This window comes from Paenibacillus sp. NPDC101420, from assembly GCF_050277435.1.
Lineage (GTDB): Bacteria > Bacillota > Bacilli > Paenibacillales > Paenibacillaceae > Paenibacillus_AQ.
In genome coordinates, this window is record NZ_JBNNSE010000005.1 from 73,962 (window position 1) to 88,764 (window position 14,803).

The window sequence follows — 14,803 nt, forward strand, 5'->3', positions numbered from 1 at the left end:
TCCCTTTATTTCACAGTGGCAAGTCACGATTTACTTATCGAAACCATAACACACCCTAGCTTACATTTTAGGTAATAATTCAAGCTCAACCCTTTGCAGACTCGCCAGCGGCATCAGCCTTCAGAAGTGAAGGTGCTGCTGAGAATAGCTCTCCAGCTACTGCTGGAAGCCTTACATCTGCTGTATCGGCGCCAAACAGATGACGGAATACTTCTTCCACCGTTTCCATTGGAATGACGCGTAATGGGGCGAGGTCAGCGAATAGGGACTGCCAGTTTTCTTTTGGAATAAGCACCGTAGTAGCTCCTGCCTGAAAAGCAGCCTCCACCTTCGCAATTACACCACCAACAGGCTTCACACGCCCATGAATACCTATCTCACCAGTGATCGCTACGGTATTATCCACTGGAAGACCACGAATAGCGGAGACGATAGCAACTGCCATCGCAACCCCTGCTGAGGGTCCGTCAATGGGTGTTCCACCTGGAAAGTTCACATGCAGATCATAACGGTCTGGTTCCAGATTCATGGTACGTAGTACGGTCAATACGTTCTCAACGGAGCCTTTAGCCATGCTCTTTCTCCGAATCGTGCGAGAACCTCCACCAATCTCTTCCTCATCTACTACTCCGGTTACGTTCAATCTACCTTGACCGTTCTGCGCAGGTGCTGCGGATACTTCGATCTCGAGCAAGGTGCCCATTCCTGGTCCATACACTGCAAGTCCGTTAACCAATCCAATCTGCGGCGCGGAAGGAATCTTGCGCTCTGTTCGAAGTGGCAGCTGGCTACTGCCTGCCACCCATTCTACATCAGCAGCACTTAGCGTATCTCTCTGCTCCGTTAGCGCTAATCCAGCTGCGAGCTGAATCATATTGACTGCCTCCCGGCCATTTGTTGCATATTGCTGCACAACAGTGACTGCTTCAGGGCTTGGCTTCAGTCCGATCTTCTGTATCGCGTCACGCGCGATGACCGCAATCTCATCCGGCAATAGCGGACGGAAATAAATCTCCATGCAGCGTGAACGCAGCGCGGGAGAAATCTCATCCGGGGAACGCGTAGTCGCGCCTACTAACCGGAAATCAGCGGGTAAGCCATTTTGAAAAATATCATGAATATAAGCCGGAGTATTATTATCCTCCGAATTATAATACGCGCTCTCTAGCAGAACCTTCCGGTCCTCCAGCACCTTTAGCAGCTTATTCATCTGAATGGGGTGAAGCTCACCGATCTCATCCAGAAAAAGAATCCCGCCATGCGCCTTCGTCACCGCTCCTGGCTTTGGCTGCGGCACACCTGCTACGCCCATGGCTCCAGCACCTTGATAAATAGGATCATGCACCGATCCGATTAACGGGTCGGCAATACCACGCTCATCAAAACGAGCGGTCGTCGCATCAATTTCAGTGAATTTGGCGTCACTTTTAAAAGGGGAAAGGACATTTTTTTTCGCCTCTTCCATGACCACGCGCGCCGCTGCAGTCTTGCCGACTCCTGGCGGACCATAAATAATCACATGCTGCGGATTAGCACTACATAGTGCGGCCTTCAGGGCGCGGAGCCCATCTTTTTGCCCAACAATATCTCCAATAGAAGCCGGCCTAGTTTTCTCCGACAATGGTTTGGTTAGTGAAATCATACGCATCTTCCGTAGTTTATCCAGTTCCTTACGCGACTCTCGGTCTACCGCCGTCTTGTTTGTCTTCTGACCCCGCAGCAGATTCCAAAAGTATACGCCGATAACCAGCGCGAAAAAGAGCTGCACGATCATCACAACTATACTTAATTCCATAGGTCATCCTCCTGTTTCGTTCAGTCTACCTTTCCACCTTTGGCTACTATTAGGTAGTATAGCCGTTTCGGTAATTAGTAAACGCACAATTGAGGATTTGTTGAATTGTTGGTGTAGGACAAGTAGCAGGAATTTATAAATGGGGGGTTGAAAGTTCTAAGGAGTGCTAGAGACACCTCAGATTCTTCACCACCCCCTCTAGCGGAAGATGAGTATGAACAGTCATAGAACTTGGTGCTACATTCACGTTCAGTAGGCACCTAGTTCTGTCGACTGTGCTGCTCAATGGCGTTAAGTCATCTATGGAAGAAGCTTAAGATGGTCTTCAAGCGATAATCCGGGAAAATCCACTTGATTATTCGTTGTTTATGATCTCTAAGCGGATAATTAGGGAATTCCTCCCTGATTATATGTTGTTTATGGACTCTAGGCTGATAATTAGGGAATTCCTCCCTGATTATCAGCCAAAATGGTTATAAATAAGGTGAATCGCTCATTTATTAGGGAGGTTTTCCGTAAAAAGCTCGATTTGGAGCGATTTTAGGCTTTTTTCAGGGAGGTTTTCCCTAATTATTTATTAATGCTTCAAATTTCGCTCCATAGTACACATCTTACGGCACTCCTCACCACATTCCTTATCACATTCCATACTAACTACATATAACATACCAACTTCCTTACCATACTCCATACTCCATACCCCACTCCTTCTAATCAAGTCATTCGCACTTCCAGCATCCCATCTGCAGGTAATTCCTTAAACATTAGCCCATCAACCATTAAACTTACTATGTTAATCCCAGTAATAAAGGACATCACGAGCCAGCCTATACTCAACATTTTTAACACCGATCCCTCTTCTCACAGGCTTCAACCAGCCCTTTTCACACAACTTCATCAACATCAAACGTACCGTTTTGGGGTCTATAGCAAAATACTCTGCTACATCTTTGGGACGAACTGTCCCCGCTTGGCGAACCACTAATCGCATAATTTCCTTCTCAGCAAATAGTAATTTTCCATGCGGTGCATCTACAATTAAGTAACGGCTTAGCACCACACGCAGCAGTGTAATGCATAGCTCTGGGCGCTGTTCCACATCATCGTAGGCAAATGAAATTACTTGGTAACCCATTCCGTACAGAAACGTCTCACGATTTAGCTCATTACAATACTTCAGTCTATCCATATCCCTCACATGCGCTGCATACCCTTTGATCTCGAACAAGAGCTTGATAGGCCCCGGCAAAAAAGCATAATCCGCGAAATAAGATCGTCCGCGCCAATCCAGCACTTCATACTCCGGATGTAGATCATTGAAATCTCCACGAAGCGGCCACCATACATTCTGTAAAAACATTTCTTCGGCATGACGATGCCCTCTCTCCAGCCTCCCTCGTCGTTCTCCCGTCCTGCTTGCTAAATGTTTCTCAATAAATACTTCATGGGCTTGTTCATAGTTCATACGATGTTCCCCCTGATTAATTTATTCCACGCAAAAAAACGCCCCGTTCCCACCACCGGATATACCGGAGTGTAACAGGGCGTTCTTCGCCACTTATTATGAATTGAATCATTAATTCGTAAAAGACCAATTACTTTGATTGCACCGGAGGTGCAAGATTAGCGTGAGCACGCCCTGGAATTTCACCAGTTTCCTCATACGCTACAACAATCGCATCGATTTCCTTCTTCAGCTCGTTCACGAGTTCCGCTTCAGGCACCTTACGAATCATCTGACCGTAACGGAACAACAAACCTTCCCCACGGGCACCAGCAATACCAATATCCGCTTCACGCGCCTCACCAGGACCATTAACAGCACATCCCAGCACAGATACTTTAATAGGCACCTTAAGCTTCGAAATGTACTCTTCCACCTCATTAGCGATGGAGAAGAGATCAATATCAAGTCGTCCGCAAGTCGGACAGGAAATGAGTGTAGCCGCGTTAGAGATCAGACCGAAGGTCTTCAGCAGCTCGCGTGCCACTTTAACTTCTTCCACTGGATCTGCGCTAAGCGAGATACGCAGGGTGCTGCCGATGCCCATAGAGAGCAGTGCACCGATACCCGCAGAGCTCTTTACTGTACCGGCAAACAAGGTGCCGGATTCTGTAATCCCAAGGTGCAGCGGATAAGGAATAACTTCCGCAGCCTGACGGTAAGCTTCGATGGCCATGGGCACATCGGATGCTTTTAAAGATACGATAATGTCGTGGAAATCCAGCTCTTCCAAAATCCCAATATGGTACAGTGCACTTTCTACCATAGCTTCTGGAGTCGGATATCCGTATTTCTCCAAGAGATGATTCTCCAAAGAACCGGCGTTTACACCAATCCGAATCGGAATTCCTTTTTCTTTACACGCTTTAACTACTGCTTCTACCTTCTCCCGACGACCGATATTGCCCGGATTAATCCGTACTTTATCGATGCCGTTCTCAATAGCCATCAGCGCGAGCTTATAGTTAAAATGAATATCCGCTACGAGTGGGATATGAATCTGCTTCTTGATCTCCTTAATCGCGGCGGCTGCCTCTTCATTGTTGACAGTAACGCGTACCAGTTGGCAGCCTGCTTCCTCAAGCCGTAAAATTTCGGCTACAGTAGCCTCCACATCAGCTGTTTTGGTTGTACACATGCTTTGAATCGCAACCTCGTTGTTTCCCCCAATAATGAGCCCGCCAACATTGACAGGACGGGTTTGGTGTCTCAAGAACATGATTTTTCTCCCCCATAACGCCAAAGCTCCACCCCTTCGCAACCGCTAGTGAAGCGGGATAAGCGGAAGAAAGGTGGAGACAGTGACATGTATTGTTAAGGTAAGCGACTTACGCGCTTTCCTCTTTCTTTTTGTCTTTCTTAAGGTTCAATTCAGGCAAAGCCTTCTCTTGAACGACCTGCTCCGTGATCACACAATCCTTAATATCATCGCGTGAAGGAACTTCATACATCACATCAAGCATGATGCTCTCAATAATCGCGCGCAGTCCACGGGCTCCCGTATTGCGTTTGATCGCTTCCTTGGCAATTGCTTCGAGTGCCAACGGTTCGAACTTCAGCGCTACGTTATCCATTTCCAGCAGCTTGATGTATTGTTTCGTGAGTGCATTCTTAGGCTCGGAAAGGATACGCACCAGCGTATTCTCATCAAGCGGCTCCAAAGTCGAGATGACCGGTAGACGGCCTACAAATTCAGGGATTAATCCGAATTTGAGCAAGTCTTCAGGCAATACCATCGACAAATATTCGCCAGGCTTGAGATCCTTTTGTCCTTCAACTGCTGCGTTGAAGCCAATGACTTTTTTACCGATACGGCGTTTAATCATTTGCTCCAGACCGTCAAAGGCACCGCCTACGATGAACAAGATGTTCGTCGTATCAATTTGAATAAACTCTTGATGAGGATGCTTACGACCACCTTGTGGAGGTACGGAAGCAACCGTTCCTTCGAGAATCTTCAGAAGTGCCTGCTGTACACCTTCACCGGATACGTCACGAGTAATGGACGGGTTCTCGGATTTACGTGCCACTTTATCAATCTCATCAATATAGATAATGCCGCGTTCGGCTTTCTCCACATCATAATCTGCCGCTTGAATCAGCTTAAGCAGAATGTTCTCAACATCCTCGCCGACATAACCAGCTTCCGTTAGGGAAGTAGCATCAGCAATCGCAAATGGAACGTTGATAATCTTCGCCATCGTCTGTGCGAGCAAAGTTTTACCCGAACCTGTTGGACCAAGCAAAAGAATATTACTCTTCGTCAGTTCAACATCTTCGATTTTGCTTTGGCTGTTCACACGCTTATAGTGATTGTAAACCGCAACAGACAGCGATTTCTTCGCTTGCTCTTGACCGATTACATATTGATCCAAAATATCGCGGATTTCCTTTGGTTTCGGAATATCCTTCAGATCAAGCTCTTCCTCATGACCGAGCTCTTCTTCCACGATTTCCGTGCAAAGCTCGATACATTCGTCACATATATAAACGCCCGGTCCTGCTACAAGCTTACGAACCTGCTCTTGTGATTTGCCGCAAAAAGAACATTTCAATTGCCCTTTTTCATCATTAAATTTAAACATCTAACCACCCCTTTAAGATTTCATCGGTGAAGAAAGAACCTGGTCAATAAGCCCATATTCCTTGGCTTCTTCCGCGCTCATGAAGTTATCGCGGTCTGTGTCCCGTTCGATTTTTTCAAGGGGCTGACCTGTGCGATCTACATAAATTTGATTCAACTTCTGTTTCGTCTTGAGGATCCAGTCGGTATGAATCCAAATGTCGGACGCTTGACCTTGAACACCACCGAGCGGTTGATGAATCATAACTTCGCTGTTAGTCAGCGCGTATCTTTTGCCCGGAGCCCCAGCTGTTAAAAGGAGCGATCCCATGCTTGCCGCCATCCCTACACAAATGGTTGAAACATCCGGTTTGATATATTGCATCGTATCGTATATACCCATGCCGGCTGTTACTGAACCACCGGGTGAGTTGAGGTACAAGTGAATGTCCTTCTCGGGATCATCTGCTGCAAGGAACAGCAGTTGAGCAATAACCAGATTGGCGACATCATCGTCAATCGCACTGCTTAAGAAAATAATGCGATCCTTGAGCAATCTGGAATAGATATCGTATGAACGTTCCCCACGACTTGTTGATTCCACAACCATTGGTACCAGACTCATGCCACCAACCTCTTTTCTCTATACAGATTAGTCTTATCGTTTCAAAAATATTTTAACACGTTCACGGCCCGATGTCATTTTTTCACTACAGCGGACCTGTCCACTGCTTGTGATAGTGACGTCATCATGCCAATTTCCTTAATACCATACGCTCATACGGATACCTATGTAATCACATATATCTGTGCCCGAGGATAAAAATAAGGCACGTAACGAAACTTACGTGCCTTATCATATCTGTATGGAGGCCGATTGCTCGGCCGTTCTAGGTAGTTTTAAAAATCTTACTCAGCTTTAGTATCTTCAGCAGCTGCTTCTTCTACTGCTTCAACTTCTACACTATTGCTAACAAGGAAATCAATGGTTTTGCGCAAAGAAAGTTCTTCGCTCAAACTGCCCAGTGAACCGTTAGCAGCCAAGATGCTGCGAATTTCTTCTGGAGTACGTTTGTAAGCTTCAGCCATAGTAGCCAACTCTTCGTTAACTTCTTCTTCGGAAACTTCAATGTTCTCTTGTTTAGCGATAACTTCCAGTACCAGGTTGTTGCGAACGCGTTTTTCAGCATCGCCTTTCATTTGGTTCTGCAAGTCTTCACGAGTTTGACCCGAGAAGCTAAGGAACATATCCATGTTCATACCTTGTTGACGAAGACGAGTGTCGAAGTCACGAACCATGTTCTCAACTTCGCTGTTGATCATTGCTTCTGGGATTTCAACTTCAGCGTTTGCTGCTGCTTTATCAACAACTGCGTTCTCGCGAAGGCCTTTCAGTTCATCCTGTTTACGGGATTCGAGCTGAGTTTTCAGATCTGCTTTGTACTCTTCCAAAGTTTCGAATTCACTTACATCTTTAGCGAACTCATCATCAAGTGCAGGAAGTTGTTTGCGTTTGATTTCGTGCAGTTTCACTTTGAATACTGCTTTCTTACCCGCAAGGTTCTCTGCATGGTATTCTTCAGGGAAAGTAACTTCAACATCTTTGAAATCTCCAGTGGACATTCCCACTACTTGCTCTTCAAATCCAGGAATGAAGGAGTTGCTACCAAGTTCAAGAGAATGACGCTCAGCTTTTCCGCCTTCGAACGGTACGTCATCAACATATCCGTCAAAATCGATCACAGCGATGTCGCCGTTAGCTGCTGCTTCTTCTTCAACTACTACGAGTTCAGCATGACGCTCTTGCAGACGAGCAAGCTCAGCGCTCAGCTCTTCTTCAGTCACTTCAGCTTTTTGTACTGGAACTTCCAGACCTTTGTAATCGCCGAGCTTCACTTCAGGTTTAACCGTGATCTTCGCTTTGAAGATAAAGGATTGACCTTTAGCAAATTGCTCAATATCAACTTCAGGACGGTCTACAGGGAAGATGTCAGTTTGTTCAACTGCTTCACCGTAAGCTTCAGGAAGAAGAATGTCGATTGCATCTTGGTACAAGCTTTCTACACCAAAACGGGATTCAAAGATCGGGCGTGGCACTTTACCTTTACGGAAGCCTGGTACGTTAGCTTTCTTAACGACTTTGTTAAAAGCTTTATCAAGTGCTGCTGCAACGCGTTCTGCGTCAACTTCTACTTCAAGAACTCCAAGGTTCTTCTCTATTTTTTCCCATGTTGCTTTCATATTATACTTTTCCCTCCAAAATATAGGTTCACAAGTTTACTTCAAAAAATGATACAATCCACGCACAGAATAACCATTATATTATATACAACATTACTTTATTTATCAAGTAGAGAAGTCTTTACAAAACCCTTGAGCGCACGATATGCCCCCTCAAATTGAAAGCGCATGCCGTCTGTAATGCCGTACATTCCACGAGTCTCCTCCTCTTGCCGTGTACCGTTTAAGCTCTCAGATACAAACTGGTGTAACGCCCCCGCCCAAATATCTAGTAGCGCGTCTTCCCCATCCAGTATTTTCCGATACTCTTCCGATCCATAAATCGACATGACGAACTGGCCCCAGAGCTCCTGTGCAAAATAATACAGCGTAGGCTCATGTACCTCTGCCTGCTCGGCTACCCGCTCGAGCACCTGACTCACCTGCGGCGGAAAATCCTCTGTCTGCAGCGGTACACTTTCAATCTCTACAATTGCTGTTTCGTGACCACGAATCAGATTCACTGTTCCCTGCATCCCACGCCGCCGAAGGGTCTGAAGGGTCCGAAATTGCAGCAGCGGGTGAACATTATCCCCCTGCAGCCATGCCGTCAGCGCCTCATCGACTCCGCCGCCTTCCAGATATGAAAGCTGCTCTAGTGCTAGGATTGTCGCCTCTGACAGCGGCTCATTCATTATCCGCTGCAGCAGCTTTTGAGGATACCCCGCATCCTCAGTCATTTTTGATTTGGCCAAGAAACGGGCCATATCTTCTTCCCTTAAATCTTCGTCTTCGGGGTGAACGGCTCCTTCCGCATCTCCATTCTGAGAGGCGTAAGGGAAAGCTGTTTCGAGCCATTCCAGCAGAGACCGCCATTCCTCGTAATTTCGTTCTTCCTGTCCTTGACACTGCAACAAAAAACGCAGCAGCTCCATCGCTTCCCCGTATCGTTCACTCTCCAGCATCACCGTAAGCTGGATTTGATAATAGTCCAGTGTCTTGGGAAACAGGACGATATTCTCTTTTGTGGCGGGGGAATCTGAATCTTTAATGAGGGCACCTCCTTATAGCTAATTATGTGAATTGAATTCTAAAACGTCATAAATGTTATTAAGACCTTAAGCTTCTTCCGAAACTTAATAATTGTAGATTATAGCATACCCCGTACTCTTTTTAAAAAACAGCTTGAAAAACATCGGCGTACATGATATGATAACTACTGCTTGCTTTTCAGCCAGCAATCATGTCCCGGTAGCTCAGCTGGATAGAGCATGCGCCTTCTAAGCGCACGGTCAGGGGTTCGAATCCCTTCCGGGACGTCAGAGTAACAGCCTTCCTTCGGGGAGGCTGTTTTTGCGTTCAGGGGATGCGAACCAGTGGGAGGGCCTAGCCCTAGGGACAGAGCTAGGACCAAAGCTAGGAGCAGAGCCTAGGGCTTAGGGTTCCATGAGGCTCAGGCTTTGATGTAGCTCACTCTTTAATGGAGTTCAGGCTTCTATAGAGCTCAAGCTTCTGTGGAGTTCAAGCTTCGTCAAGTCCCCTACTACGTTTTACACCCACGTAGCAGTCAGATTATTAGGCAACGTTCAATCTTAGGTTCCACCTAACTCGAACACTTTAATTGTATTTTGTGCAACTAAAAGGTTCCCTTTGACCTCAACAACTCGGTTTAACTGCATTCCGTACACTTATATTCTCTGATTTACTCCTAGATTGTCATTTTCTCCATTTTTAGTTGCACAAAGTACAATTAATCCTAAATAAACCCTACACCATGATAAATAGCTGCATAAAGTGCAACTAAAGCCACCCCTAACACCATTACTCATTACTCATTACTCACTACTCACTACTCACTACTCACTACTCACTACTCACTACTCACTACTCTTTACTCTTTACTCTTTACTCACCACATTATCCTTTATCCTTTGAGGAAATCGAGGCACATTACGAAAAAGTGTTTTTACTATTCGTATGCTGGGAAGCAGGAGCACGCGGAAGAAATAGTGCAGGATGTGTTTGTGCGAATATTATCAATTTAGACTGAAAGTGAAATGTGCGATATTGTCTCAGCCCTGCCACGAGTGTTTCGCGAGGTTATTCCTTTGGCCGTATCCGGAGGGAATGCTACATTAAATAATTCATCATAAGAAAACAAAAAAACGGCCACCCACCGATATCCATTGCCGGGTGACCGTTTTTACGTACCTATTGAACGAATTAGTGTCCTTTGCGGCGATTGCTAAGCCACAGCGGAAATCGAAATACAAAATTGATAAACAAAACTACAAATACAAGTACGGCTGCCGACTTATCAGCAATTTGACGCGCATCTTCTACAATCGCCTCGGATTGTACATACCAAAGGTGTACGGCCAGTGTTTCACCCGGCGAGAACAGATTGAAATCCCACATTTCGCCCGAGGTACTGAGACCAGCGGTAAGGATAATAACCGCAGACTCCCCGAAGGCGCGTCCAGCAACGAGACAAATCCCAGTAACAATGGCAGACATTGCAACAGGCAGGACTACCGTGCGGATCACGTGGAATTTAGTCATCCCAAGCGCATAACCAGCCTCGCGGATCTCCCCGGGGACAGCACGTACCGCTTCCTCTGTCACTCGCGCAAGCATAGGTAGATTCAGCAGCGCCAAGCTGACGCCTCCGCCAAGAATCGTCAGACCGATATCGAAATATTCCGCAAAAATCGCGAGTCCGAGCATACCGAACACAATCGATGGTACTGATGACAGAGATTCTACGCAAATACGTAGTGCGCCTGTAAATTTATTGTCTGGTGCATATTCAGCCATATAGATTCCCGCACCCAAACCAATTGGAACGGAAATAAACAGCGAGATGAACAAAATGTAAAAGGAGTTAAACAGCACCGGGCCAATCCCACCACCTGCGTCAATCTCTTCAGGCTGTTTAATCAAGAAATCGGGCCGAAGTGCCGGTAAACCTTTACTAAGAATCGTGAAGAGCAGCCAGAAGATCAGCAGCATGACTAAAGCCCCAAGCGTATAAAACCCTATGGTTGCAATTTTATTGTTTCTTTGAGCACGCGCTGTATGCTTTGTACTTGCGAATCCGTTCACGCTGCATCCCTCCTTTTTCTACCCAGCACGCGGATGATCAGAATTAATACAAATGATATTACTAGCAGGAGAAATGCCATCATATGTAGCGCATAGTTCCATGTAGAGTCAAACTCTACATTGGAGATTTGCATAACGATGTTACTAGTCAGCACCGATGCTGGCGTGAATAACGTCTTCGCCAATTGCGGTGTATTCCCGATAACCATAACTACAGCCATCGTCTCACCCACAGCACGAGTCATACCTAGAATAACCGCAGAGATAATTCCCCGGCTAGCCGCAGGCAGTACTACACGCATGATAACCTGTAAACGGGTAGATCCAAGAGCATATGCAGCATCCCGATATTTGCGCGGCACAGAGACAATGGCATCATCACTGATTCGGCAAATCGTTGGCAGCACCATTAATGCGAGCACAAGCGCAGCAGCTAACAAGCCATCGCCTAAGCTCTCCCCACTAATTCTGCGCAAGAATGGAAGTAATACCGTTAAGCCTATATATCCGTAAACAATTGAAGGAATACCTACCAATAAATCTAGCACTGGACGGATAAAAGTCTTCATCCATTTTGGAGCAATCTCTGCACAAAGTACTGCCATCCCTACCGAAATAGGAACTGCGATCAGCAGCGTTAATGCAGTTAGTGAAAGTGTATTTACAATGAAGGCAGCCGCTCCAAAAGAATCCTCTTCCGGCGTCCAGTTAAAGGAAAAGAAAAAGTCCGCAGGCGAGAGATGGCCGAACAGAAGCATAGCCGTTTTGCCGATAAATAGAATTACAAGTCCAAGCACGAAGCAAAGCGCAAGAATGCTGAATAAAAAATAAAACTTAAACAATTTGTTGCTAAACAAATGTCTACCATGACGTTTGGGATTAGCGCTAACCTGCGTTACGCTCTCTTTTCCCCTAGTTGCCAAGCCTTGGACTGGTGCCCCCATACTTTCCCTCCTGTAAGCGGCCACCCCCGTATCAAGATCGGAGCTGGCCGCTGTTACCGTTCAATATGATCTTTAGATGTTATTAGCCCTTCATTGCTGCGATCGGAATAAATTTAAGCTTTTTCAGGGAACCTTGTTGGAACTTCTTGCTTTGTACGTATTCGATGAATTCTTTTGTAGCGCCAGTAGGTTGGCCTTTAGTCATGTAGTAACCATAAGCCCAGATCTTATAAGATCCATTGATTACGTTATCTGTAGTAGCAGCTATACCGTTGTGTTTAACAGCTTTTACGTCACCACTTACATATACAAGGTCGATATAACCGATAGAGTTAGGAGTTGTTCCTACGGCAGTCTTCATGTCACCGGATGAACCTGTTTCTTTGTAGTTCTTAGCTTTTTTAACGATATCTCCGCCATCCAAAGCTTTAGCTTGATAGTTAACGCGTGTACCGGAACCGAAAGAGCGAGTGATAACCACGATGTCAGCATCTGCACCGCCTACTTCTTTCCAGTTCGTGATTTTACCTGCGAAAATACCTTTAAGCTGTTCAGTTGTAAGGTTATCTACACCAACATTTTTGTTAACGATTGTAGCAAAAGGAATAACTGCTACTTTGTTTGCTACTTGACCGTCAAAAGCTTTGAAGCCTGGTACGTCGATGCTAGCATCCCAGTCGCAAGCGCCGATATCAGCGATGCCTTTTTTAACAGCTTGAGGTCCAGTTACTGAACCTTTACCTGAGGCTGCGATTTTCACTTTAGGGTGCAGCTTTTGGAATTCTTTTGCCGCTTGAAGCGTCAATGGAAGAAGTGCGGTTGAACCGTTAACTGTGATTTTACCTTTAAGTGAATCGGCTGCTGCTGCAACCCCTGCGAAAGATGCGGTTACCGCAATTACAGCCGTTAGAGCCGTTACTGTTAGCTTTTTGAAAATCTTCATTTGTATTATTTCTCCTCTCGGCTCTACGCCGTTAAAATATGATTAGGGATATTTATTATTTCGACAGTTGCAATGCTTTGCCGCCTTGAACTACCCATACACCGCCATCACTTACGATAGCAAGCTTGCTTCCATCATTCGAAACAGCTACTTCAGATACATCTTCAGTGGAACGGAACAGCTCAGTCTTAGCTCCATTGTTATCAACGGAATAGACTACTGTGCTTCCATCTGCCGCTGAACCTGCTACAACTAAGCCGTTTTTAACGCCAGTAGACCAAGTTACTTCAACATCAAGTGTAATGTTGCTGCTTGTTCCATCTGCTTTTACAACCTTCAATGTGTTAGCTGCGTTACCTTCAGCATCTGCACTCAGGTAAATGACGCTACCATCAGCAGAAATTTCAGGGTACAGCTTGTTATCCGGTGTAGTTGTCAGTGCAGCTGGTTTAGCATCTTTCGTAGCCAGGTCAAGCTTATAAAGCTGCTCTCCAGCAGAGCTGAAGTCTACAGTAAGAGAATCTTCTGTGCTGTCCGCATCGTTTTTAGCAACACCCGTCAAGTTAACGATATAAACGGCGCTCTTTTCATCAGCGGAAATGCGCAGTTCGGATTTGTTTTCTACTTTGTCTGCCAATACGGATTTAACTTCACCAGTGTCTACAGCGATTTTTGCGATTTTCTCTTGCTTGTCACCTTGGACGAAGTAAATACTTTTACCATCGTTCGACCACACCAGATCCGTTTTTACACTATTGTCAGTACCAAGTGTCTTAGTAGCTCCGCTAGACAGGTTAATCAGGTTCAACAAACCAGTCTCATCATTGAAAGCTCCCCACTGCCCATCCGGCGATACTGCAAAATCCACTGCACTGTCATTTGATGAAAATACTTCGTAGTTACCTGGCTCTGTGCTGAACTTGATAAGTTGAGCAGATTCAGCATCACTTTTGTTCGCAATCAGACTTCCAGCTGCTGTCCAGTGCAAAGTATCAAACAATCCTTCAGGACGAGCAAAGCTTAGAATCGTGCTAGCGTCAGCATCCAGTTCTCCACCTAATGCATAAACTAACTTAGAAAGCTCTACATAGGTTTTACCGTTATAAAATACTGGAGCAACTGTGAATGTCTCGGAATTACCATCTACTTGATAGCTCTTTGAGCCTGTTTTGAGCTTCACATTATGTAATCCTTTGCTGTCATTAAGTTCAAACCCGCCAGCTCCAAGTACTAACTTAGCTCCAATTTCACCAGCTACCTGATTCAGCGAGTACAGCTTGTAACCACTGCTATTAATGGTGTTAAACACAATCGGCGTACCATTTACATTCCAAGTAGCTGTACCTTCTTTAACTGCTGTTTTTGCAGCGGTTTGATTGGTAGCCACAGATTTTACATTACTGCCGATGCTAGCTGCAGATACACTCCCAACGCCTACTGTTGCAAGAAGTGCTGAAGCCAACGTTGCGCTAATCCATTTACTGTTTTTCAATTAGATTCACCCTTTTCGTATAGGTAACTGCTAATGTCATTTTCGTCTACAATTGTCAACTCTGTTGCAGAGGAATGTTATGGAAATATTAACTATAATTATTTTTTTGAAAAAGTAGGTATATTAGCGTACTAGACTGCTAAATTCAGATAAACCAAATGGACTAGACACGAAAAAGCCTCATGGGGGATAGCTCTGCGGGGTGCAGTAGCTTTTACTCCATGAGGCTTTTTGTAA

The 14,803-nt window shown here is 45.5% G+C and carries 11 protein-coding genes and 1 tRNA gene; 1 reads left to right on the forward strand and 11 read right to left on the reverse strand.

Going from position 1 to position 14,803, the window contains the following annotated elements; translation table 11 throughout:
* Positions 1-85: 85 nt before the first annotated feature.
* From lonB to ACQKMP_RS20760, 7 genes are all read right to left on the reverse strand, one after another.
* Entirely contained in the window at positions 86-1,795 is a 1,710-nt protein-coding gene (lonB, locus tag ACQKMP_RS20730; RefSeq protein WP_042191261.1) for an ATP-dependent protease LonB, read from the reverse strand.
* Between the two features lie 793 nt (positions 1,796-2,588).
* Positions 2,589-3,260, reverse strand: a complete 672-nt coding sequence (locus ACQKMP_RS20735; RefSeq protein WP_427470770.1) for a BlaI/MecI/CopY family transcriptional regulator — start codon at positions 3,258-3,260, stop codon at positions 2,589-2,591.
* Between the two features lie 130 nt (positions 3,261-3,390).
* Positions 3,391-4,518 (reverse strand): flavodoxin-dependent (E)-4-hydroxy-3-methylbut-2-enyl-diphosphate synthase, encoded by a 1,128-nt coding sequence (gene ispG / locus ACQKMP_RS20740; RefSeq protein ID WP_060621818.1) that lies wholly within the window; start codon positions 4,516-4,518, stop codon positions 3,391-3,393.
* A 109-nt stretch (positions 4,519-4,627) separates the two neighbouring features.
* Positions 4,628-5,884 (reverse strand): ATP-dependent protease ATP-binding subunit ClpX, encoded by a 1,257-nt coding sequence (gene clpX / locus ACQKMP_RS20745; protein WP_042130648.1) that lies wholly within the window; start codon positions 5,882-5,884, stop codon positions 4,628-4,630.
* A 12-nt stretch (positions 5,885-5,896) separates the two neighbouring features.
* Positions 5,897-6,487 carry an ATP-dependent Clp endopeptidase proteolytic subunit ClpP gene (clpP, locus tag ACQKMP_RS20750; protein ID WP_036685049.1) on the reverse strand — a complete coding sequence of 197 codons (591 nt, stop codon included), beginning with the start codon at positions 6,485-6,487 and terminating at the stop codon, positions 5,897-5,899.
* A gap of 284 nt (positions 6,488-6,771) precedes the next feature.
* Positions 6,772-8,103 carry a trigger factor gene (gene tig / locus ACQKMP_RS20755; protein WP_339243321.1) on the reverse strand — a complete coding sequence of 444 codons (1,332 nt, stop codon included), beginning with the start codon at positions 8,101-8,103 and terminating at the stop codon, positions 6,772-6,774.
* Positions 8,104-8,201: 98 nt separating this feature from the next.
* Entirely contained in the window at positions 8,202-9,047 is an 846-nt protein-coding gene (locus tag ACQKMP_RS20760) for a hypothetical protein (RefSeq protein ID WP_339243322.1), read from the reverse strand.
* A gap of 280 nt (positions 9,048-9,327) precedes the next feature.
* Between ACQKMP_RS20760 and ACQKMP_RS20765 the strand changes: the two genes are divergently transcribed.
* Positions 9,328-9,401, forward strand: a tRNA-Arg gene (locus ACQKMP_RS20765).
* 904 nt (positions 9,402-10,305) lie between these two features.
* Here ACQKMP_RS20765 and pstA read toward each other — a convergent pair.
* The 4 genes from pstA to ACQKMP_RS20785 form a co-directional block, all read right to left on the reverse strand.
* The gene (pstA, locus tag ACQKMP_RS20770) at positions 10,306-11,187 is read right to left on the reverse strand and encodes a phosphate ABC transporter permease PstA (RefSeq protein ID WP_340972561.1); all 882 of its coding nucleotides are present in this window, start codon (positions 11,185-11,187) and stop codon (positions 10,306-10,308) included.
* A complete protein-coding gene (gene pstC / locus ACQKMP_RS20775; RefSeq protein WP_042191272.1) occupies positions 11,184-12,131 on the reverse strand; it encodes a phosphate ABC transporter permease subunit PstC in 948 nt (315 codons plus the stop codon). The genes pstA and pstC overlap by 4 nt, the downstream gene beginning before the upstream one ends.
* A gap of 82 nt (positions 12,132-12,213) precedes the next feature.
* On the reverse strand, positions 12,214-13,074 hold the full coding sequence (locus ACQKMP_RS20780) for a phosphate ABC transporter substrate-binding protein (protein WP_042191274.1): 861 nt from the start codon (positions 13,072-13,074) through the stop codon (positions 12,214-12,216).
* Between the two features lie 55 nt (positions 13,075-13,129).
* Positions 13,130-14,566: a stalk domain-containing protein gene (locus tag ACQKMP_RS20785; RefSeq protein WP_427470775.1), complete on the reverse strand. Its 1,437-nt coding sequence runs from the start codon at positions 14,564-14,566 to the stop codon at positions 13,130-13,132.
* Positions 14,567-14,803 lie beyond the last annotated feature (237 nt).